This is a genomic window from Nonomuraea sp. NPDC050691 (genome assembly GCF_040654455.1).
GTDB lineage: Bacteria > Actinomycetota > Actinomycetes > Streptosporangiales > Streptosporangiaceae > Nonomuraea.
On record NZ_JBFAIA010000064.1, the window covers coordinates 12178 to 33939 of the forward strand.

At 74.2% G+C, this 21762-nt stretch carries 19 protein-coding genes; 12 read left to right on the plus strand and 7 right to left on the minus strand.

Translation table 11 applies throughout. The annotated features are described in order from the left end of the window. Positions 1–67: 67 nt before the first annotated feature. The 3 genes from AB0H81_RS22930 to AB0H81_RS22940 all read left to right on the plus strand — a co-directional run bounded on the left by AB0H81_RS22930 (position 68) and on the right by AB0H81_RS22940 (position 4713). Positions 68–2329, plus strand: a complete 2262-nt coding sequence (locus AB0H81_RS22930) for a protein kinase (protein ID WP_358377909.1) — start codon at positions 68–70, stop codon at positions 2327–2329. A 110-nt stretch (positions 2330–2439) separates the two neighbouring features. Beyond that, the gene (locus AB0H81_RS22935; protein WP_358377912.1) at positions 2440–3288 is read left to right on the plus strand and encodes an MOSC N-terminal beta barrel domain-containing protein; all 849 of its coding nucleotides are present in this window, start codon (positions 2440–2442) and stop codon (positions 3286–3288) included. Positions 3289–3546: 258 nt separating this feature from the next. Next, positions 3547–4713 (plus strand): MFS transporter, encoded by a 1167-nt coding sequence (locus tag AB0H81_RS22940; RefSeq protein WP_358377915.1) that lies wholly within the window; start codon positions 3547–3549, stop codon positions 4711–4713. Between the two features lie 21 nt (positions 4714–4734). Here the strand turns inward: AB0H81_RS22940 and AB0H81_RS22945 are convergent, their stop codons facing one another. Continuing rightward, positions 4735–6297 (minus strand): bifunctional 3'-5' exonuclease/DNA polymerase, encoded by a 1563-nt coding sequence (locus tag AB0H81_RS22945; RefSeq protein ID WP_358377976.1) that lies wholly within the window; start codon positions 6295–6297, stop codon positions 4735–4737. Positions 6298–6324: 27 nt separating this feature from the next. Next, positions 6325–7728, minus strand: a complete 1404-nt coding sequence (locus AB0H81_RS22950) for a metallophosphoesterase (RefSeq protein WP_358377918.1) — start codon at positions 7726–7728, stop codon at positions 6325–6327. A gap of 226 nt (positions 7729–7954) precedes the next feature. Here AB0H81_RS22950 and AB0H81_RS22955 point away from each other — a divergent pair, with 226 nt between their 5' ends. Next, positions 7955–8368, plus strand: coding sequence for a hypothetical protein (locus AB0H81_RS22955; RefSeq protein ID WP_358377921.1), 414 nt, complete (start codon positions 7955–7957; stop codon positions 8366–8368). Positions 8369–8395: 27 nt separating this feature from the next. Here the strand turns inward: AB0H81_RS22955 and AB0H81_RS22960 are convergent, their stop codons facing one another. Further along, on the minus strand, positions 8396–10018 hold the full coding sequence (locus AB0H81_RS22960; protein WP_358377924.1) for an FAD-binding oxidoreductase: 1623 nt from the start codon (positions 10016–10018) through the stop codon (positions 8396–8398). 16 nt (positions 10019–10034) lie between these two features. On the opposite strand from AB0H81_RS22960, the gene AB0H81_RS22965 reads away from it, so the two are divergent. The 4 genes from AB0H81_RS22965 (at position 10035) to AB0H81_RS22980 (ending at position 13997) form a co-directional block, all read left to right on the plus strand. Beyond that, complete coding sequence (locus AB0H81_RS22965; RefSeq protein ID WP_358377927.1) at positions 10035–10577, plus strand: TetR/AcrR family transcriptional regulator; 543 nt, start codon at positions 10035–10037, stop codon at positions 10575–10577. Beyond that, the gene (locus tag AB0H81_RS22970) at positions 10552–12369 is read left to right on the plus strand and encodes a glycerol-3-phosphate dehydrogenase/oxidase (protein ID WP_358377930.1); all 1818 of its coding nucleotides are present in this window, start codon (positions 10552–10554) and stop codon (positions 12367–12369) included. The genes AB0H81_RS22965 and AB0H81_RS22970 overlap by 26 nt, the downstream gene beginning before the upstream one ends. Positions 12370–12714: 345 nt before the next feature. Further along, complete coding sequence (locus AB0H81_RS22975; protein WP_358377932.1) at positions 12715–13584, plus strand: sucrase ferredoxin; 870 nt, start codon at positions 12715–12717, stop codon at positions 13582–13584. Positions 13585–13685: 101 nt separating this feature from the next. Further along, positions 13686–13997, plus strand: a complete 312-nt coding sequence (locus AB0H81_RS22980; RefSeq protein WP_101784355.1) for a WhiB family transcriptional regulator — start codon at positions 13686–13688, stop codon at positions 13995–13997. 210 nt (positions 13998–14207) lie between these two features. Here AB0H81_RS22980 and AB0H81_RS22985 read toward each other — a convergent pair whose 3' ends face one another. Together AB0H81_RS22985 and AB0H81_RS22990 are read right to left on the minus strand one after the other, a co-directional pair. Further along, positions 14208–14441: a DUF397 domain-containing protein gene (locus AB0H81_RS22985; protein ID WP_175603780.1), complete on the minus strand. Its 234-nt coding sequence runs from the start codon at positions 14439–14441 to the stop codon at positions 14208–14210. 113 nt (positions 14442–14554) lie between these two features. Continuing rightward, the gene (locus AB0H81_RS22990; RefSeq protein ID WP_358377936.1) at positions 14555–15445 is read right to left on the minus strand and encodes a helix-turn-helix transcriptional regulator; all 891 of its coding nucleotides are present in this window, start codon (positions 15443–15445) and stop codon (positions 14555–14557) included. Between the two features lie 132 nt (positions 15446–15577). Here AB0H81_RS22990 and AB0H81_RS22995 point away from each other — a divergent pair, with 132 nt between their 5' ends. Next, positions 15578–16048, plus strand: coding sequence for an ATP-binding protein (locus AB0H81_RS22995; RefSeq protein ID WP_358377939.1), 471 nt, complete (start codon positions 15578–15580; stop codon positions 16046–16048). Positions 16049–16322: 274 nt separating this feature from the next. Here the strand turns inward: AB0H81_RS22995 and AB0H81_RS23000 are convergent, their stop codons facing one another. Then, positions 16323–16964, minus strand: coding sequence for a phosphoribosyltransferase family protein (locus AB0H81_RS23000; protein WP_358377942.1), 642 nt, complete (start codon positions 16962–16964; stop codon positions 16323–16325). A gap of 348 nt (positions 16965–17312) precedes the next feature. Then, positions 17313–18410, minus strand: a complete 1098-nt coding sequence (gene rsgA / locus AB0H81_RS23005; protein WP_358377945.1) for a ribosome small subunit-dependent GTPase A — start codon at positions 18408–18410, stop codon at positions 17313–17315. A gap of 440 nt (positions 18411–18850) precedes the next feature. Here rsgA and AB0H81_RS23010 point away from each other — a divergent pair, with 440 nt between their 5' ends. From AB0H81_RS23010 to AB0H81_RS23020, 3 genes are all read left to right on the plus strand, one after another. Then, positions 18851–19339, plus strand: a complete 489-nt coding sequence (locus AB0H81_RS23010) for a sigma-70 family RNA polymerase sigma factor (protein ID WP_358377979.1) — start codon at positions 18851–18853, stop codon at positions 19337–19339. Next, positions 19336–20058 (plus strand): zf-HC2 domain-containing protein, encoded by a 723-nt coding sequence (locus AB0H81_RS23015; protein WP_358377948.1) that lies wholly within the window; start codon positions 19336–19338, stop codon positions 20056–20058. Before AB0H81_RS23010 ends, AB0H81_RS23015 begins: the two co-directional genes overlap by 4 nt. Before the next feature lie 196 nt (positions 20059–20254). Then, positions 20255–21634 (plus strand): CHRD domain-containing protein, encoded by a 1380-nt coding sequence (locus tag AB0H81_RS23020; protein ID WP_358377950.1) that lies wholly within the window; start codon positions 20255–20257, stop codon positions 21632–21634. The last annotated feature ends 128 nt before the right edge of the window (positions 21635–21762 follow it).

A 21762-nucleotide genomic window follows, 5' to 3' on the forward strand; every position in this document is an offset into this window, starting at 1 on the left:
AATGGCAGCCGACCGGTTGCTCGGCGGGCCCGGCACACAGGGGGAAGTGTCGCGGAGCCAGGGACGCTTGATCGGCCGGCGCTACAGGCTGATGTCGCCGGTGGGCCGGGGCGGCATGGGCATGGTGTGGCAGGCCCACGACGTGCTGCTCGACCGTGACGTGGCGGTCAAGGAGCTGATCCTGCCGCACGGACTGGACCACGCGGGTAAGCAGGTGGCGCACCGGCGCATGCTGCGCGAGGCCCGCTCGGCCGCGCGGCTGACGCACCCCGGCATCGTGACCGTCCACGACGTGGTCGAGGAGGACGGCCGGCCCTGGATCGTCATGGAGCTGTTCCGCGCGTGGTCGCTGGAGCAGGCCGTACGGCAGAGCGGCCCGCTGCCGGTGGCGCAGGCCGCGGAGATCGGCATCCGGGTGCTCGACGCGCTGCGTCACGCCCACGCGGCGGGGATCCTGCACCGCGACGTCAAGCCGGGCAACGTGCTGCTCACCGCCGACCGGGTGGTGCTCACCGACTTCGGCATCGCCGCCATCGAGGGCGACGTCACGATCACGCAGACGGGCCTGCTCATGGGCTCGCCCGCGTACGTGCCGCCGGAGCGGCTGTCGGGCCAGCAGATCACGGCCGCGGCCGACCTGTGGTCGTTCGGCGCGACGCTGTACGCGGCCGTCGAGGGACGCCCGCCGTACGAGGGGCCGGACGCGATCGCCGTGCTCGGCGCGGTGCTGACGCAGGAACCGGTCCGCCCGCACCGCGCCGGGGCGCTGCTGCCCGTCATCGAGGGGCTGCTGCGCAAGAACCCGGCCGAGCGGCTCACCGCCGCGCAGGTCACCGACGCCCTCGAGCACATCCTGCTGGCCCACGGCTCCGCCCGGCCGCGCAACCCGGAGACGCCGCAGGCGCCTCTGCCCACGGAGGCCGACCCGACGCCGGCCGGGCTGCTGCCGCCGCTCGACCCGCCGTCCGGGCCGATGCCCTCGCGCATCGTCGAGACGCCGTCGGGCCCGGTGCGCGTGCCGTACGAGCCGGGTCTCGGCGACGCGGCGGGAACGTACTCGGGAGGCTACGACGCGCCGGCCGGCGCGTCGGGGGGCCACCACACCGACCGGATCGCGATGCCGCCCCAGGGGTTCGACGCCTTCGGCGGCCCGTCGGGGCCGCTGTCCGCGCCCGGCGCGACCGGCGCGCACCCGCACGGACCCGGCACGACCGGCCCCCACCCGCACGGCTTCGGGACGACCGGCGCCGGTCCGTCCGGTGTCCCGGGTGTCGCCGGCGCTTCCGGGACCTTCGGGGCTTCGGGCACTTCGGAGCCGGGCGGCTTCGGGGCTCCCGGGGTTTCGGCTCGTGACGCGCTCTCCGGAGGGCCCGAGACCGGCGGGCCCGCGGGTGCAGGTGGGCCGTCGAGCCTCGCCGGACGGCTGCAGGCCGCCGCGGGCACGGACGAGCGCCTGGACGCCGCCGTCCTCTTCGGCGACCCCCCGGCCCCGAACGCCCGCTCCGGCCCGCGCCAGGGACCGCAGCCGATCCTGCCGCTGACCACGGACAGCCGGGCCGCCCCCTGGCCGCTGGCCTCCGAGGACCACCTGCGCGACCACTCCCGCGACCTGTCGGCGGACGTGCCGCGGCGCCGCCCCTCCGCACCGCCGCGCGACGGCGTGCGCCCGGGGAAGGGCAGGCGGCGACCGGACGACGACGAGGGCCCGTGGCTGCGCGACGGGCGGCCGACGCCCCGCCTCATCCTCGTCTCGGTGGCGGCCGTGAGCGCCGTCGTGGCGGCCACCGTGTTCCTCTCGTCCGGCTCCGGCTCCCCTACGCCGGCGACCACGTCCGCGACCTCCGGGGCGACCTCCGAGCCCGCCGCCACGGCCGCGCCGCTGCAGGCGGCGACCGTGCCGGAGGGCTACAAGGAGCACACGCCGCCCGGCTTCAAGGCCGCCGTGCCCGCCGCCTGGAAGCCGGCCACGTCCGGCGACGGGACGACGTTCGCGGGGCCGAAGGACTCGGGCATGCGGATCGTGGTCGAGCCGGTGCCGCCGCAGCAGGACGGCGGCCTGGGCGAACTGAGCCGGGCCGAGGCGGACGGCGGCGTCGACGGCTACATCCAGGTGCAGCTCCAGGCGACGCAGTTCCGCACGTGGAAGGCCGCGGACTGGGAGTACACCTACACGCAGTCCAACGGCGTCCCGATGCACGCGCTGACCCGGTACGTCACGATCGACGACAAGGACGCGTTCAAGATCACGTTCGACATGCCGGAGCTGGGCTGGGACGACCAGGCGCAGACGCGCAAGGTGTTCCTGGAGACGTTCCGCCCGACGTCCTGACCTCCTGGAGACGTTCCTCCTGGAGACGTTCCGCACCTCCTCGAGACGTTCCGCGCGACGTCCTGAGACCGCGCGGGGGCGGCGCCGGGCCGTGCGGTACCGTCCGACGCATGAGGTTGGCGAGCATCCATTTCTATCCGGTGAAGTCCACGGGCGGTCACGAGGTGCGGCGGGCCGAGGTGGAGCCGTGGGGGCTCGCCGGCGACCGGCGTTTCGTGGTCGTCGGCGGTGACGGCAAGGTGCTGACGGCGCGCACGCACGCGCGGCTGCTGGCCTGCGTGGCCACGCCGGACGACGACGCGCCGGACGGCGACGCGTTGACGCTCACCGGACCGCACGCGGCGCCCCTTCGCGTCGTCCCGCGCGGGGGGCGTGAGGTGGCCGGCCGGAGGATCCCGGTGACCTACCCCAAGGAGGTCCTGGACCTGGCCGACTGCGGCGACGAGGCGGCCGCGTGGCTGTCGGCGCTGCTCGGGGAGCCCGCCCGGCTGGCCTGGCAGGACGACCCCTCCGGCCGTCCCGTCGACCCCCTGTACGGCCGGCCCGAGGACCGCGTGAGCCTCGCGGACGCCTATCCGCTGCTGCTCACCACCACGGCCTCCCTCGACCGGCTCAACGCCTGGGTGGCCGAGACGGCCGCCGAACGGGGCGAGGAGCCCCGGCCGCCGCTCTCGATGCGCCGTTTCCGGCCGAACGTGGTGATCGACGGCGTGGCGGAGCCGTTCGACGAGGACACCTGGAAGCGGGTGCGGATCGGCGAGGTGGACTTCCGGGTCAGCAAGGGCTGCGATCGCTGTGTGCTGCCGACGATCGACCCGGTGACGCTCGCCAAGGGCAAGGAGCCCACGCGCACGCTCGCCCGGCACCGCAGGTGGGACGGGAAGGTCTGGTTCGGCGTCAACCTCATCCCGGACGGCCCCGGCGTCCTGACCCAGGGCGACCCGGTCACCGTGCTCTGACCCTCCCCTCCCGTCATGGGGAGGACACGCCGAAGGTCCGGTCCGCGGGGGATGCGCCGGCGAGGGCCGCCGCGGAATGGGGCCGGCCGGGATGGGAAAGGCGTCTTGTCCTCTTTGGGAGGATCTTGTGGGCTATGGGAGACTTCACGGGTGACCAGCGCCCCCACAAAATCATCATCGATTTCCCCCAATGACGATATTCGCCGAATTCAGCGTCGTACGCTGGCCGTCCTCTCCGGCGCGCAGATCGTCGGCGGCGTGGGCGTCGCGGTCGGCCTGGCGCTGAGCTCCGTGGTGGTGGACGAGCTGTCCGGCTCGACGGTCATCAGCGGCTTCGCGGGCACCGCGACCGTGCTCGGGGCGGCGCTGCTGGCGCTGCCGGCCGCCAAGGCCGCCGCGCGGGGTGGACGGCGGGCGGGCCTGTCACTGGCGTACGTGGCGGCGCTGGCCGGCTGCGCGCTGTCCGTCGCCGCCATCTCGATCCGCAGCTGGCCGCTCCTGCTCGCCGGGCTCGTCCTGGTCGGCGGCGGCAGCGCCGGCAACCTGGCCGCCCGCTACTCCGCGACCGACCTGTCGCCGGAGGGGCACGCCGCCCGCCACCTGTCGCTCGTGGTGTGGGCGGCCACCGTCGGCTCCGTCGCCGGGCCGAACCTGGCCAAGCCCGCCGACCAGATCGGCATCGACCTCGGCCTGGTGGACAAGGCCGGGCCGTTCGCGTTCGCGGCCATGGCGTTCGCGGTGGCGCTGGTCATCGTCGCCGCCGGGCTGCGCCCCGACCCGCTCAGGCTGGCCCGCGAGCGCGACGGCGCCCGCCCCGTGCCCGCCGGCCGCGTGCGGACGATCCGGCCGGCGTGGGAGACGCTGCGCTCCACGCCGATGGCCCGGCTGGCGCTCGTCATGGTGGCGGTAAGCCACACCGCGATGGTGTCGGTGATGTCGATGACCCCGGTGAAGCTCCACCACGACGGCTCGACGCTGGACGTCATCGGCCTGGTGATCAGCCTGCACATCGCCGGCATGTACGTCCTGTCGCCGGTGGTCGGCTGGCTGTCCGACAAGGCTGGCAAGGTGCCGGTGCTGCTGCTCGGCATGTCGCTGCTGCTGAGCGCCGCGTGCCTGGCGGGCACGGCCGGTCACCGCGTGTGGCAGGTCACCACGGCGCTGGTGCTGCTCGGGCTGGGCTGGTCGTGCGGGCTGGTCGCCGGGTCGGCGCTGCTCAGCGAGTCGGTGCCGGTGGAGCGCCGGCCCGCCGTGCAGGGCCTGTCGGACCTGCTGATGAACGTCTGCGGCGCCACCGGCACGGTCGTGGCCGGCGCGATCGTGGGCGGGCTGTCGTACGGGGTGCTGGGGCTGGTGGTGGGCCTGATGGTGACGCTGGCCGGCCTCTGGCTGGCCCTCACCAGGCGTAAGGCGGCGACGGCGTAGGAAGGGGCCGCCGGCCCGCCCTCACTTGGCGTCGGCGTAGGAGGAGACCGCCACCGCCTCCATGGGGAAACGCACCGGCGTGCGGCCGAACATCAGCCGCGTCGCCTCCTCAGCCGCCGTGGACACCGCGTCGATCACCTCCGGCGCCTGCTCCAGCGGGCAGTGGACCATGACCTCGTCGTGCTGGAAGAACACCAGCCTGGCCGGGCCGGGCAGCAGCCCCCGCAGCACGGCCATGAGGGCGAGCGCCCACTCGGCGGCCGTGGCCTGCACCACGAAGTTGCGGGTGAACCGGCCGCGGTCGCGCGCGGCCCGGCCGCCGTCGGGCCCCGACACGAGCCCGCGCCACCGCTCGGACGGGGGCGGGCAGGTGCGCCCCAGCCAGGAGCGCACCAGCCGCCCCTCCTCCCCGGCCTTGGCGGCGTCCTCGACGAACTGGTAGGCGCGGGGGAAGCGCTGGCGCATCATGGCCAGCAGCTTGGGGGCGTCGCCGCTGGTGCCGCCGTACATGGCGGACAGCATCGCGATCTTGGCGTGGTCGCGGTCGCCGCCGAACGCCTGCGCCAGCGCGGAGTAGAGGTCGATCTCGCCCGCCGCCCTGGCCAGGCCGACGTCGCCGGCCATCGCGGCGAGCACGCGCGGTTCGAGCTGGGCGGCGTCGGCCACGACGAGGGTCCAGCCGTCGTCGGCCACGACCACCCGCCGCATCACCTTGGGGATCTGCAGCGCCCCGCCGCCCGAGGTGGCCCAGCGCCCGGACACCACGCCGCCCACCACGTACTCGGGGCGGAACCGCCCGTCGCGGACCCACTGGTCGGCCCACGTCCAGCCGTGGAAGCTGTGCAGGCGGGCCAGTTCCTTGTAGGCGAGCAGGGGCGCGACGGCCGGGTGGCCGACCTGCTTGAGCTCCCAGGAACGGGTGCTCTTCAGCGCGACGCCCGCCCCCTTGAAGGCCTTGACGAGCTGCTGCACCGAGTCGGGGTTGACCGGGTGGCCGAAGGCGGCCGACACCTCGTCGGCCAGCGCCTGGAGCCGGGAAGGCCGCATGCCGTGCACGGGCCGCGGGCCGAGCAGGTCGGCGAGGAGCGCGTCGTGCACGTCGCGCCGCCACGGCATGCCGTCGTGGCCCATCTCGGCCGCGATGAGCGCCCCCGCCGACTCGGCCGCGACGAGCAGCCTGAAGCGGCCGGGGTCGGGCAGCGCCTCGATGCGGCGCAACTGGTCGGCCAGCACCTCGGCGACGACGCTCGCGGACGGCGGTTCGGGCGCGAACAGGGTGCCCGGCTCGCTGGGCCGCTCGTCGGGCACCGGCAGCCCGTGCAGGCGGGCGTGGGCGGCCCGGACGGAGCGGGGCTCGCCGTGGCGGCCCTCGAAGCCCAGGAGGAGGCCCTCGGTGAGGGCGAGGTCGTGGCAGCGGGAGACGCGCACGCCGGCGCTCAGCAGGGGCACGTAGTCCTCGCGGGTGTCGGCCCACACCCAGCGGGGCCGCTCGCGCTCCCTCTCCCGCACCACCGCCGCGAGATCAGCAGAGCCCGTGACACCGGAAGACCCCAGGGGGAGCACCTCGTCCCCCGCAACCACCACGTACACGCCCCCCAGCGTGCCAGGCGTCTACGACAAAGCGATCCGCACCTCGTCCTCCAGCGGCGGCTCCAGTTCCTGGTCCAGGCAGCCGGTGGCGGCGAAGCAGCGGAGGGTGAGCGTGTCCGGTGTGACGGAGAGGTGGAGGAACTGCTTGAAGAACGGAGGTGTGTCCCAGTCGGACAGCTCGGACAGGTAGCGGTGGAAGACCCGGTCCACCGGCAGCCGCAGCGGCCACGGCCAGCCCCCGAGCAGCCGCGCCGCCCACTTGATCCGCGCCGTCATCCGCACCGGCGACGCGATCGGCCGTACGGGCGTGCCGCCGATGCGCTCGGACATGACGCAGGCCGCCTCGGCGGGCGTGAGGTAGAGCCACTTCATGCGCAGCCGCCGGGCGTAGAGCTGGCTGTAGAACGACAGGGAGTCGCCGCGCAGCGGATAGCACTTGAAGTCGTCCTCGTGGACGCCGGCGACGTCGACCCGCGCGATGGTGTGGGTGGCGTGCATGAAGGCGCCGCCGCCGCCGGAGACGACGTACTGGATGACCCGGTCGCCCACCCGGACGGGATAGCGCTGGTAGTTGTGGACGTCGCCGCCGATGGCGGCCACGTAGCGGTGGCGGGGGTCGCGGACGATGTCGTCGATCGTCCCGCCCTCCTCCAGCGGCGAGGGCTTGTACTCGTTGCGCGTGTAGATGGGCTTGCCCGTGACGAGGATCTTGGGCCGGGGGTCCAGCGACACCTCGCGTAACCAGGCGGTCTGCCGCCGGTCGATGACGCCCCTGATGCCCGTGTCGACGCCCACGACGATCAGGCTGTCGCTCTCGATCGCCCAGTACGGGCCCGGCTGGGCGGCCGGACCGGCGGCCTGCTGGGAGGGGCGCGCGCGCAGCTTCCGGGCCTCGGCCAGGCGGGCCTCGTCGATGGTCTCGGGCCGGCGCCACAGCAGCCCGCGCAGCCATCCGCTGACCGGGCGGGGCTTGAGCGCGGGCGCGTCGCAGAAGACCCGCATGAAGCCGCCGAGCCCGTCGTACCAGTCGTGGTTGCCAGGGATCGCGTAGATGGGGGCGTCGTAGTCCTGGTACGGGCGGAAGAACTTGTCGCCGTACTCGTTGCCCGATCCGGCCGGGTAGATGACGTCGCTCGCCACCACCGCGAACGCCGTCCCCTGGCCGGCGCGCAGCAGGCCGGGCACGACCGCGTACTGGGAGGCGTCGCCCTCGCCGGTGTCGCCGAGCAGGAGGAAGTCGAAGGCGCCGCCCAGGCCGGGCCGGACCCGGAAGCCGGGGTCGGCGCCGCCGCCGAGCTGCGCGCTCACCCAGCGCTCCCGCACCTCGGGCGACGGGTCGCCGAACAGCCCGGCCAGGATCTCGTTGCGCGAACGCCACAGGGTGCGCGGGTCGAGCCAGGTGAAGCCCTTCCTCTTCGGGCGCATCCCGTCGAACGTGCCGATCCGGGCACAGGCCCAGCCTGCACCTTCTTCGGACACCCGGGACGAGAGATGCTTTCCGCGTTCGGCCGCCGCTTCCACCATGACCATATCTTTACCGTGATCTTTCCGGCGCGCATCCCGAACGCTCCGTGCAGCTCTCGACACGGAAGGTTCCCATGTGTAGCCTCACGCCCCAAGCAAGCGGTTGTCGGCCGCGGGAGGGGCTGCCATGGCCCGGAACGGTCCGGACGATACGACCAGGCGGGGCGCCCCCGAGGTGGCCGCCGTCGAAGGCCTGCTGGCGTACGCGCACACGCGGTGGCGCGGGAGCCGGGCGCGGGTCCGCGGCGTCAGGGAGGCGGTCGAGCGCAGCCGGGCGCTGGCCGGCCTGGATCCGCTCGCGCACACGCCGCTGCTGGTCCGCTCGCTGCGCGCGGCGGCCCGGGTGATGCTCGGGCACGGGCGGCCGGGCGAGGCGTTACCGTACGCGCTGGAGGCCGTCGCGCTGGCCCGCCCGCTCGGCGGCCCGGCGCTGGTGATGTGCCTGGCGACGCTGACCGAGACGTACGAGGCTCTGCACCGCTACAGCGAGGCGGCGGCCGCGGCGCGCGAGGCCGGGGCCGCCGTCGATCCGCCCCCTTGATCCCGCCCGCCGGATCCGGGGCGCGGGTCAGGGGACCAGCACGCCGGGGTTGAGCACGCCCCGCGGGTCCAGCCGCGCCTTGACCGCCCGCAGCGCCTCGACGCCCACCGGCCCCAGTTCCCCCGCGTACGCCTCCAGGTGGTCGCGGCCGACGCCGTGGTGGTGCGACACGGTGCCGCCCGCGCCGGCGATCGCCTCCAGGGTGGCCCGCTTGGCCTCGGCCCACTGCCGCACCGGGTCGCCGTCCTGGGCCGTCACCACGGTGAAGTACAGCGACGCGCCCGTCTCGTACACGTGGGAGACGTGGCACATCACCAGCGGCGAGCCGAGCGCGCCGAGCAGCGCCAGCCGCACCGCGTCGTACAGGCGCGGCAGCCCCGACCAGAAGCAGGCCGTCTCCAGCGTCTCCACGGTCGCGCCGGCGGCGAGCAGCGAGTCGCGCAGGTACGGCGCGGAGAAGCGGCCCCGCTCCCAGGCCAGCCCCGGCTCCTCCCCGAGCGGCTCGCCGCCGTGTCGCGCGAGCACCGCGGCGGCCCCGGCCCGGGCGGCGGCGACGGACGCGCCCTCGTAGCCGGCGATCACCAGGCATCCCGCGCCGCCGCCCCCCAGGGCGTCCGGGCGGGCCAGGCCGACCAGGGTCTCGGTCTCGTCCGAAAGCCGCAGCACCGTGGGCAGCGGCCCGTCCTGGGCGAGCTCCCGCAGCGCGGCGGCGCCCTCACGGAACGTCGGGAAGCGCCAGCCCTCGTAGACCTTCTCGGCGGGCACGGGACGGACCCGCAGGCGCAGCGAGGTGATGACCCCGAGGGCGCCCTCGGAGCCGAGCAGGAGGTGCCGCAGGTCTGGCCCTGCGGCGGAGCGTGGGGCGCGGCCGAGCTCCAGGGTGCCGGCGGGGGTGGCCGCGGTGAGGCCGACCACCATGTCGTCGAAGCGCCCGTACCCGGCGGACGCCTGCCCGCTGGACCGGGCCGCCGCGAACCCGCCGAGCGTGGCGTACTCGAACGACTGGGGGAAGTGGCCGAGTGTCATCCCGTGGGCGGCGAGCAGCCGCTCCGCCTCGGGAGCGCGCAATCCCGGCTCCAGCTCGGCCACGCGCGACTCGGCGTCGAAGCCGGCGAGCCGGTTCATCCGGGACAGGTCCAGCGCCACGACCCCCGCGAACGGCGCGCCCCCGCCGTCCGGACCGTCACCGGGCCGGCCGGGAGCCGGGCCCCGGGAGCGGTCGGGCGTCAGGCCGCCCACGACCGAGGTGCCGCCGCCGAACGGGACGACGGCCACCCGCTCCCGCGAGCACAGCTCCAGCAGCGCCGCCACCTCGGCGTGGGAGCCGGGCAGCACGACCGCGTCGGGGGCGTCGAGGGCGTCGCCGGCGCGCATGCGCAGCAGGTCGGGCGTCGACTTGCCGCGCGTGTGCCGCACCCGTGCCTCGCGCGAGGTGCGCACGTGGCCGGCTCCGGTGATCCCGGCCAGGTCCTCCAGCACGCGGCCGTCGAGCGCGATCTCGGGCAGCCGTACGGACTCCAGCGGTACGGCCGGCACGGCGGGCCCGCGCACGCCGAGCAGGTCGCGCAGCAGCTCACGGACCGGCTCGGGCAGCTCGCGGGCGAGGGCGGGGTCGCCCCAGCCGGACCAGAGCATGGGTTCAGCGGACATGTCTACACTGTGACATATGACGGCGATTCGTCACAATGACGGTGTTCTGGACGCGGCGCGTGACTGCGTGCTGGCCTACGGGGTGCGGCGGACCACGCTCACCGACGTCGCCCGCCGGGCCGGGGTCTCGCGCATGACGCTCTACCGGCGCTGGCCGGACGTGCGGTCGCTGGTCGCCGACCTGATGACGCGCGAGTGGCTGCGGGCGGTGGAGGACCTGGACCTGTCCGACCCGGTGGCCGCCGTGGTGGAGGGGGTGCGGCGGCTGCGCTCCCACCCGCTCTGGGTCAAGATCGTCGAGGCCGACCCCGAGCTGCTCCTGCCGTACCTGCTGCACCGCAGGGGCGCCACCCACGACGCCGTCCTGACCCTGCTCGAACGCGTCACCGGCGACCCGCGCGCGGCGCGGGCGGTCCTGCTGGTGGCGCAGTCGTTCCTGATCTCGGCGCCCGCGATGACCGGCCCCGGAGGTGACGGCGGGGTCACCCTGGACGACCTCGACGCCGAGCTCGCCGCCCTGCTGGAGGGATACCTTGGACAGCTCGATCGACACCCGTAGCTCGCTCAACGCCTTCAGGAGGCGCGCGGAACTGACGCGGACCGCCGAGGAGACGGCCGACGTGCTCGTCGTGGGCCTCGGCGCGACCGGCGCGGGCGCCGCCCTGGACGCCGCCTCGCGCGGCCTGTCCGTGGTCGCGGCGGACGCGCACGACCTCGCCTTCGGCACCTCCCGGTGGAGCTCCAAGCTGATCCACGGCGGACTGCGCTACCTGGCCAAGGGCGAGGTGGGCATCGCCCACGAGAGCGCCGTGGAGCGCGGCATCCTGCTGCGGCACACGGCGCCGCACCTGGTGCGCGCGCACCCGTACGTGCTGCCGCTCACCGGTGACGTCTCGCGGGCCCGGGAGGCCGCCGTCATGGCGGGCTACCGGCTCGGGGACGCGCTGCGCGCCTCCGCGGGCACGCCACGGCCCCTGCTGCCCGGCCCGTCGCGTCTGGACGCCTCCCGGACGCGCCGGCTCGCGCCCTTCCTCAGCCCGTACGGCCTGCGTGGCGGCCTGCTGTCGTGGGACGGGCGGCTGCTCGACGACGCTCGCCTGGTGGTGGCCCTCGCGCGCACCGCCGCCGCGCACGGCGCGCGGATCCTGACCCGGTGCCGCGTCCTGGAGCTGACCGGGCGGGGCGCGCGGGCGCGCGACGAGCTGACCGGGGAGGAGTTCGAGATCCGCGCCAGGGTGGTGATCAACGCCACCGGCGTGTGGGCGGGCGGGCTGGACCCCCGGGTGCGGCTGCGGCCGTCGCGGGGGACGCACCTGGTGTTCGCGCCGGGGACGCTGCCGGGGCTCACGGCGGGTCTGCACCTGCCGATCCCGGGCGCGGGCAATCGGTTCGCGCTCCTGCTCCCCCAGCCCGACGGGCGCGCGTACGCGGGGCTGACGGACGAGCCGGTGGACGGGCCCGTGCCGGACGTGCCGGAGGCGCCCGAGGAGGACATCAGGGCGCTGCTCGGCGTTCTCAACGCCGTGCTGGACGTCCCGCTGCCCCGGGAGGCGGTGGCAGGGGCCTACGCGGGCCTGAGGCCGCTGCTGGCGGGCGAAGGCGGCACGGCCGACCTCTCGCGCCGCCACGCGGTCCTCGGGGGCGAGAGGGGCCGGTGGGGCGGCCGTGGCGACTCGGTCGTCACGGTGGTGGGCGGCAAGCTCACCACGTACCGGCGGATGGCCCAGGACGCGGTGGACCGCGCCGTGTCCGCCGCCGGGCTCGACGCGGGAGCGTGCCGGACGGCCCGCCTGCCGCTCGTCGGGGCGATCCCGACGCTCGGCGCGTCCGGCGGCTTCGGCGACTCCGGGGGCTCTGGCAGCTCTGGCAGCTCTGGCGGCTCTGGCGGCTCTGGCGGCTCTGGCGGCTCTGGCGGCCGAGGGTGGCTCAGTGGCCTGGGCGGGCTCCGTGATCGCAGCGGGCTCGGCGATCGGGGCAGGGGCGATGATCGTGGCGGGCCGGGCGGTCTGCCCGGGAGCCCGGGGAGGGGTTCGCTGAGGGGCCGCGGACGTCGTGGCGGCGGCCCACACGGGGCCGGGGACGGAGGGCCGTCCGCGCGGCTGGTGGAGCGCTACGGCGCCGAGGCGGCCGCCGTGCTCCCGCTCGTCCGCGCGTACCCGGAGGAGGTGGGGGCGGGCGTCACGGCGGGCGAGCTGCTCTGGTCGGCGCTGCACGAGGGCGCCCTGGACGAGGTCGACCTGCTGGACCGGCGCACCCGCATCGGCCTGGTCGCGTCGGACCGCGCCGCCGCGCTGCCCGCCGCCCGCGCCATGCTGGCCCGCGCCACCGCCGAGGGCCCGCCGAACGCCTGACCCCCGACGCCGCACACGGCCCGGAAGGCCCGAAGACCGGACCACCGGACCCACCCCACGCCGCACCCGGCCCGCAGCCCCAGAGGCCACGCCCTCCGTACCCGCACAAACCCGCCCAGACCCCGGCCCCAGCCGCCGGGCTCCCCCAAGGGCGCACGGACCCGGGCGTTTCGGAGGCCGGGCGGCTGGAAGGGGCCGGAAGGGGGGCGGCGAGGACACGTCGGGTGGAATCCCTACATCGGCCGCGCCTTACCGTTAGGTTAGTCTTACCTAATCTCGTACTGACGCGGAGGGGGAGCGTTGGCCAGGGGCTGCGAACATCCGGACGGGTGCCACACCGGGACCGTGCCCACCCTGGCCAGCGCCACCGTGGGAGCCCGGCTGTGGCTGCTCGTCGAGTACAACGGCCCCTGGCCCTCCCACCTGGAGAACCTGGAGCTCCCGGACGACGTCGCGCGGCTCGTCGAGCGGGCTCTGGAGCGCGGCGTCCGGCCCCAGCTCATCCGCCGCCCCGGCCGCCGGACCCGCCAGGCGGGGCAAGGCCTGCGTGTGCTAGTCGCCTACGGCGCGGGCCCGGAACCGTGGCTGGCCTCGGGTGTCGTCGCAGGTCCGGACGATCTTGACCTGGACGCGCTGGTGGCCGGAGTGGTCCCGGAGTCCTGCATACTTGAAGACGAGCCGGTATTTCTGGTCTGCACGCACGCCAAGCGCAATGCGTGCTGCGCCCGCATTGGACTACCCCTCGCTCGCGAGCTGGCCGAGGTTTGGCCGGACAGAGTATGGGAAACGTCACACGTTGGCGGCGATCGCTACGCCGCCAACCTCGTGTGCTTGCCACACGGAATTTTCTACGGCAGCATGTCTCAGGCTGCTGCGATCGCAGCGGCGAACGCGTACCGGTCGGGCGAGATCATTCTCGACCGCTACCGGGGACGCGCGGGCATCCCTGAGCCATTGCAAGCCGTCGAGCACTTCGCCCGAGCCCATACGGGAGAGTGCTCTGTCGGCGCAGTGGCCGTGGAATCCTCCAGGTTGGACGGCGACGTCACCCACGCCATCGTGCGCTGCGGCGACGTCCGGCTCCGGGTTGTGGTCACGCCCTCGGCGTTCCGAGCGCCGTGCGGCACGGTTTGCGCCGAGACGATCACCACCTACCGGCTGGTTTCGCTGGACAGGCTCTCGCCTGTGCGGTACGCCACGCCGGCGCTCACCTGATTGTGGGAACATCACGGCCCCTCCTTGCGTTGGAACAGTGACGCCGAAAGCGTCCAATGCGGCTCAATTACCGAAATACCTCTCACGAAGGTGGTTTTCTCATGTCTCAGGTACGTCGGCAGCTCGCCCGCCCGCGCCCCAGCTGGGGTTGGCAGGATGATGCCGCGTGCCGGGGTGAGGACCTCGTGCTCTTCTTCGGTCCCGACGGGGAGCGGCAGCCGGAGCGTGACGTACGTGAGCGGAAGGCCAAGGCGATCTGCGCGCAGTGCCCGGTCCGCACCGAGTGCCTGGACTACGCGCTCTCCCGCCCGGAGAAGTACGGCACGTGGGGCGGCCTCAACGAGGACGAGCGCGCCTCCGAGCGTCGCCGTCGCATGCGCCGCGCCGCCAGCGCCGGCATCTCCGCCGCCTGATCCGCCCGGCCGCCACGAGCGCGGTCACGAGCACCGCGTGATCCCGCAGTTGTCCCGATGAACCGGGGTCCGGCCCGCCGGACCCTGGCGAACCCGGTCGGGGCAACTGCATGATCAGGCGCGATTCTCAACCCGAGCACGCGAAAGAGCCCGGCGCCTTCCCTCGGCGCCGGGCTCTCGTCATTTCCGGAAACCCCCGTTTCGAGCGGATCAGACGATCAGGTCATCGAACTCCCCGTCCTTGGCCCCCAGGACGAACGCGGTGATCTCGGCACGCGTGTAGACGAGCGCGGGATCGTCGGGAAAGCGCGAGTTGCGCATCGCGATCTCCCCCGTGGGAAGGGTGGCCACCTCGACGCAGTTGCCGTTGGGGTTGCTCCGCTTGCTCTTCCGCCACACGACGGGAAGACGGCCGGCGGGCGTTCCGTTGCGGAACCCATGCATGGAAGAAGCTCCTCGCTTGCAAATGCACGTGCATCCGTGCTTTGCGAGCTGAGATTACGGCAGCGCGCGGCCGGCCATGCCCCTGATGGGCAAATTTCCCCGTATGGAGTGGGTCACAGGGAGGAGCGGAGGCTCTCCAGGAAACGCCTGCTTCGCGCCGGCGACTCGGCCTGGATGCTCAGCCGGTCCATCACCCGCATGTAGTTCTCGGACTCGGCGGGTTTGTCCAGGTACAGGGCGCTGGTGAGCTGCTCCATGTAGACGACGTCGGGCAGGTCGCGCTCGGGGAAGCGCAGGATGCTGAACGGCCCGCCGGCCGCCGCGTGCCCGCCCCGGTCGAACGGCATCACCTGCACGGTCACGTTGCGCAGGCCGGTCATCTCCAGCAGGTGGTCGACCTGCTGACGCATCACCTCGGGGCCGCCGAGCGTGCGCCGCACGACCGCCTCGTCGATCACCGCCCACAGCGTGAGAGCGCCCTCGCCCTCCAGCCGGCGCTGCCGCGTGGTGCGCAGTCTCACCCGCCGCTCGATCTCCTGCTCCGGCGCCGCCTCGTGCGCCAGCCTGATCACCGCGCGGGCGTAGCCGGGCGCCTGGAGCAGGCCGGGGACGAACTGGTTCTCGTACGTCCTGATGACCGAGGCCGCGCCCTCCAGGCCGATGTACACCTCGAACCAGGAGGGCAGCAGGTCGCCGTACTTGTGCCACCAGCCGGGGGCGTTGGCCTGCCGCGCGAGTCCCAGCAGCGGGGCCCGTTCGGTCTCGTCGGTGACCCCGTACAGGGTGAGCAGGTCGGCGACGTCGCGCTCCTTGAAGCTGACCTGCCCGAGCTCCAGCCGACTGATCTTGGCGTGAGAAGCGCGAATCGCGTATCCGGCGTCGTCGCGCGAGATACCCTTCTCCGTGCGGAGCCTGCGCAGCTGGGTGCCCAGCAGGATCCGCAGGACCGTCGGGCTCCCCGGCGTGAAGCCGAAGACACTCCCCTCCGCCCTTTGTGCGCTCACGCCGCCGCTCCCAGATCGTCTGCACGTGCAGATGCGATTTGCATCCGTAAACGACGAAAAGTCTTGCATCGGAAAGCGCATCCCGTAAAGATGGCAATGGATCACTTAACAGACCGCGCTTCGGGGGCCAGGATGACGACTTTCGACGCACGGCCGCACACCGCAGCCGCAGGGGCCCGGCCACCTGACTGGCTGTCCTCCGTCCTGGTGGGCGGACGGCCGACGCCCTGCGACGCGTCGTTCCCCTTTCACGGGCTGGTCGAGCCGGCGTGCGTCTCGTCGGCGCGGCGCTTCGTGGACCACACGCTGGCCGGCTGGGGGTCGGACGGCGTGGCGTTCGAGGCGCAGCTCGTGGTCTCCGAGCTGGTCACCAACGCGATGCGGCACGGCGGCGGCATCGAGGAGCTGCGGCTGCTCGGCTACGGCACCGAGGTGGCCTGCGTGGTCACCGACCGCAGCCCGGCCGCGCCGATCGCGGTCTGCCCGGACGTGTTCGCCGAGTTCGGACGCGGGTTGCGGCTGGTGGAGGCGATCTGCACGACGTGGGGCTGGGTCGTCTCCAGCACCCGGCGCAAGCTCGTCTGGGCCGTCCTCGCCGCCTAGCCCGCGCTGCGCGAGACCCGCGGCCGGATCGTGCTCGTCGGCCCACCGCGGACAACATCGCCGATGCCATCGCCTGGTCGCCGGCCCAGCTGCCCGGCGTGGACGTGAACACGGTCGTCGTGCGCCCCACCGGCCAGCCCACCTGATGCCCGCCTCCTACCCCGTTTCTCCGGAGGCAGCATCGGCTTCTCCGGAGGCAGCATCGGCCGGCCGGCCGCGCTGGGGGCGACGGCCTACCAGGCGCTGTACGCGGTGGCCGTGGGGCTGTCCGTGATCAGCTCGCCTCTCCTCTGCCCTGTGCCAGCAGGTCGAGGACGTCGGCGTCGCTGAGCTGGTCGAAGTGGGCGTACCACTGGCCGACCGCGTGGAAGTCGGGCGGCATGGCGAGCACCACCACGTCGTCGGCCTCCTCCCGCAGCGCGCGCACCGTCTCGCGGGCGCCGACGGGCACCGCCAGCGTCAGCGTGGCCGGCTTCGCGCGGCGCACGGCCCGCAGCGCCGCCCGCGCGGTGCCGCCGGTCGCGAGCCCGTCGTCCACCACGACCACCTCGCGCCCGGCCAGCTCGGGCAGCGGCCGGTCCCCTCGGTAGACCCGCACCCGCCGGTCCAGTTCCCGGCGCTCGTCCTCGACCACGCCCGCCACGGACGACGGCTGCAGCCCGAGGCGGGCGAGCAGCGGCAGGTCCAGCACCGGCTCCCCGCCCTCGGCTATCGCGCCGACGCCCAGCTCCGGCATCGGCGGGTAGCCGATCTTGCGGGTGACGAGCACGTCCAGCACGCCGCCCAGCCGCCGCGCGACGGGCAGCGCCACGGCGACGCCGCCCCGGGGCAGGGCGAGGATCACGGGGTCGTGGAGGTCGCGCAGCCGCTCGGCCAGCAGCTCACCGGCCTCGGCCCGGTCCGCGAACACGTCCATGCCCTGGTCCTACCCCCGCCCCGGCTCCGCTCCCCCGCCCACGGACCCGGCGCCTCCGCTCCCCGAGGGGCGGGTGGAACGAACCCGGCCAACCCGCTCCCCGCGTACATGGGCGGACGAACCCGACCGGCCCGCTCACCTCGCACACGTACGGACGAACCCGGCCGGCACCCTCACCTCGCACACGTACGGACGAACCCGGCCGGCACCCTCACCTCGCACACGTACGGACGAACCCGGCCGACCCGCTCCGTGCGCACGCGTTCGGGCGAGATGCCCTCGCCGCGAACGCGCGCACCCGGACGCGGGTCGGCGCCCCCGCGTGCGGGTGCGAGGGAGCGGGACGGTTCAGGGGCGGTTGCGGCCGGAGCGGCGCATCTCCTTGTGGATGATCTTCCACCGGTTCTGCTGCTCCTTGCGGATGCGGGCGTCCGTGCGGCCGGCCATCCAGCGGGCCTCCCGCTGGAGCTTGCGCCAGCTCTGCAGCCGCCGCTCCGGCAGGTCGCCGCTCTCCACGGCCGCCAGCACCGCGCAGCCCGGCTCCGACTCGTGCCCGCAGTCGTGGAAGCGGCACTGGGCGGACAGCTCGTCGATGTCCGAGAACACCAGGTCCACGCCCTCGTGCATCTCGTACAGGCCGACCCGCCGGATGCCGGGCGTGTCGATGATCAGCCCGCCGGCGGGCAGCGGGATCAGCTCCCGGTGGACGGTCGTGTGCCGCCCGCGCCCGTCGGCGGCGCGCACCTGCTGCGTCTCCATCACGACGTCGCCGGCCAGCGCGTTGACCAGCGTGGACTTGCCGGCGCCGGACGGGCCGAGCACGACGGCGGTGCGCGAGCCCTCCAGGTACGCGCGCACCAGCTCGACGCCCTCGCCGCGCAGCGAGGACACGGCGTGCACGTCCACGCCCGGCGCGGCGGCGTGGACGTCGGCGAGCAGGTCGTCGAGGCCCTGCTCGAACAGGTCGGCCTTGGTGACGAGCACGACCGGCGTGCCGCCCGACTCCCAGGCCAGCGCGACGAGCCGCTCGATGCGGCCGAGGTCGGCGAAGTCGGTGGAGTGCATGGACGGCTCGGCGACGAACACGACGTCCACGTTGGCGGCCAGCACCTGGCCCTGGCCGTCGCCGGACAGGCCGCCACGCGAGTCGCGGCTGACGCCGCCGCGTACGAACGCCGTGGTGCGCGGCAGCACGGCCTCCAGCTCGTAGCGGCCCTCGGGCAGCGGGCGCAGGGCGGCCCAGTCGCCGACGCACGGCAGCGCGACGGGGTCCTCGGCGGACGCCCGGCGTACGCGCGCCGAGTGGCGGGCGTGGTGCTGGCCGTCCTCGGTGATCACCTCGGCGGCGCCGCGATCCACCCGGGCGACGCGCCCGGGAACGGTGCCGGCGGGAAGCTCGGCGGCGCGGGACGCGGTCCAGCCGAGCAGCGAAAGATCGTAAGACAACGGAGTGATTCCTTGCTGTGAAGAGATGCTGAGAAGGGGTGAGCCGGGCGGCTCAGGCAGGCACCCGGAGGTGGACGGCACGCAGGCGGAACAGAACAATCCGCATGGTCTCCACCTCCTCTTCTCGCCTCGCGGCCGCGCCCTCGCGCTCCGCGGTCTCTCCGTGCTCCGTGGCCACTCCATGAAGCAACACCGACGCACCCGTTCCAGGGCGTCGCGGCGACTCTACGCAGCTCGCCATCCGGGCGCAATCGCATTTTTCTCGGCGTGTCGTTGAACCCTGCCCGGAGCTCCGGCCGTACTTCCTGCCGACAGCTCGAGAAAGGGGAATGATGCGGACCAGCACGTATCCCCCACCCTCGGCCGAGGGGGCCGGCCTCATGGGCAAGCCGCGATTGAGCCACTGGATCAGGCGCGTGCGGCCCGACGACGATCTCGTCGTGTCGGCTCTCTATCGGGAGTACCACGGGCCGCTGCTCGCGTTCGTGGTACGGCTGACGGGGGGCGACAGGCAGTGGGCAGAGGACGTCGTGCAGGAGACCATGATCAGGGCCTGGCGCAGCGCGGAGCGGCTGGATCCGGCATCGGTCTCGCTGATGCCCTGGCTCGCGACCGTGGCGCGACGTATCGTCATCGATGACCGGCGGCGCAGGGACGCCCGCCCTCAGGAGTCGGGCGACGGGCCGCTGGAAAGCGTGCCCGTGCCCGACGAGATGGAGGGACTGCTGCACCAGGTGCTCGTGTCAGACGCGCTGAGGGCGCTGTCACCGGCGCACCGCGAGATCCTCAACGAGACGATCCTGCGGGACCGGTCGGTGAACGACGCCGCCGAGGCCCTCGGGATTCCCGTGGGCACCGTGAAGTCCCGGGTGTACTACGCGGTCCGCGCCTTGCGCGTCGCACTGGAGGAGAGGGGGGTGACGGCGTGACGTCGCGAGTGGAGCACACCGATGTGGGCGCCTACGCCCTCGGCCTGCTGGACGACGACGACAAGGCCGCCTTCGAGGAGCACCTGGCCACCTGCCCGCCGTGCGCGGCTGAGCTCGCCGACCTGTCGGGGGTGGCGGGCGCGCTCGTCGGCATCGGCCCGCTGGAGGATCTCGGCCCGCCGCAGCCACGCGGCGAAGCCGAGGTCGTCGACCTGATGCGGCGCAAGCGGGCGGCCGACCGCCGCGCGCGCAGGGGCACGATCGTGATCGGCATGGCCGCCGCGGTGACGCTGGTCGCGGGGGGCCTGACGATCGGCACCCAGCTCGGCGACTCGGGGGCGCCGGCGGTCGCGGCGTCCGGGCATCAAGGCCATCTGGGCCCGGCGGAGCAGTTCTACGCCGACGGCACACCCGTGGCCGGCACCGGCGCCGGCGGCGTGACGGGCGGCCTGGTCATCGAGTCGAAGGCGTGGGGCACCCATGCCGCGCTCAAGCTGTCGGGCGTCAAGGGCCCGCTGGAGTGCGAGCTGGTGTCGGTGTCGAAGTCGGGGCAGCGGCGGGTCATGACGGGGTGGGCCGTGCCGTCCGCCGGCTACGGGGTGCCGGGCCAGCCGGACCCGTTGTACACGCACGGGGGAAGCCCCGATCCGCTGGAGAAGATCGACCATTTCGAGGTGGTCACCACGACGGGCCAGAAACTGCTCACCGTCAACGTGTGACGTTCGCGCCTCATGCCCTCTCACCCGCGGTGGGAGGGCATTTCTCTATGCCCTGCGGACTGCCGGTACTTTTACACATTCGCGGGTTGAACCTCCGCGCGTCCGGGCTTCGTACTGCCTGCCGTACCGAACCGAAAGCCCGAACGCCCGAATGCAGAGGTTTGCCATGTCCAGCCCTGTGATGTCCAGCCCTGTGATGTCCCGCTCTGTGATGTCCAGCTCCCGGCCCGCCCGTGGTCCCCGGCTCGCCCGCACCGGGACCGTCGTCGCCGCCGGACTGCTCACCGCGGCCCTCTCCCCGGCCGCCCTGCCTGCCTCCGCCGCCGCGTCACCGCCCGTGCCCCAGGCGGCCGTGTCCCGCGCCGACGCGGGCGACGTCTACCTCGCCGCCGGGCTGCGCGGCGCGAACGAGGTGGACGTCAAGGGCGACGCCGACGGCCGCGCCACCGTCGTGCTCCGCGTCAGCGGCGACCGGGTCGCCTTCGCGATCCGCTGGAACAGGATCGGCTCTCCGACCGCGGCCCACATCCACCTCGGCGCGCGCGGCGTGAACGGCGACGTGCGGCTGGAGTTCCTCACCAGGCCGCTGCCCGGCGGCGTGCTCGGCGTGAGCGGCGCGGTGGACGCCGGCCCGGAGCTGGTCCGGGCGCTCGTCGAGGACCCGGGCGGCTTCTACGCCAACGTCCACGACGCCCGTCACCCCAAGGGGGCCGTGCGCGGCCAGTTCCACCGGCTCGCCGCCCCGGCCGACCTCGACGGCGTGCTCCAGGGCAGCAACCGGGCCACCCTGAGCTCGCGTGCCGACGGGGCGCAGGAGGTCCAGGCCGAGGACGGCGCCGAGCGGGGCGACAAGGACGGGCGGGCCGTGTGGTGGCTGCGCCCGCACGGCGGGGCCATCGGCTACACCGCCCTCTGGTCGGGGCTCGCGCCCGTGACGAACGGCCACGTCCACAAGGGCGCGCGGGGCCGGAACGGCGCGGTCGTGGCCGGCTTGTTCGCCGCGCCCGAGGGGCTGCCGGCCGGCATCACCGGCGTGGCGGGTGAGGCCAAGGTGCCCGCCGCCGTGGTCAGGCGCATCGCCGCCCACCCGGGCAGGTACTACAGCAACCTGCACACCACCGAGTTCGGCGGCGGCGCGGTGCGCGGCCAGCTGTCCGGCCGGCCGTTCGCCCACCCCCGCTCGGTCACGGCCGACGTGCTGCGCGGCGCCCAGATCTACGCCTGCACGAAGCAGCCGGGCGGCGCCTACGCCTTCACGCAGTACGGCGTGCGGGCCACGCTGCGGCGCGGCATCGCGCACTCCTTCGTCACCCCGGCCGCCGGGCCGCCGCAGTGGATCGCCCCGGACGGCAGCGCGGTGCGCGGCAAGGTCGTCACCAAGACACCCAACGGCGAGCGGGCCATTCCCGAGCTGGTGCTGGCCGCCACCCCGTCGGGCGCGAAGGGCGGCCTGCTGTCGGGTGTCACCCAGGTGCTGCGGCTCAACACCGAGGGCGGGCTCGCCCCGGCCGGTTCCTGCGAGCCGGGGCGCAAGGCGAGCGTCCCGTACGGGGCCGACTATCTCTTCCTGAACTGACCGGCGTCTCTTCCCGCCGGTCGCACGGCCCCGTCGCGGACTCCCCCTTCCGCGGCGGGGCCCTCGCGTGCTCTGTCGTGGCGCCAGGAAGAGCCCGGCGCCACGACAGGACGGGCGCCAGGACAGGC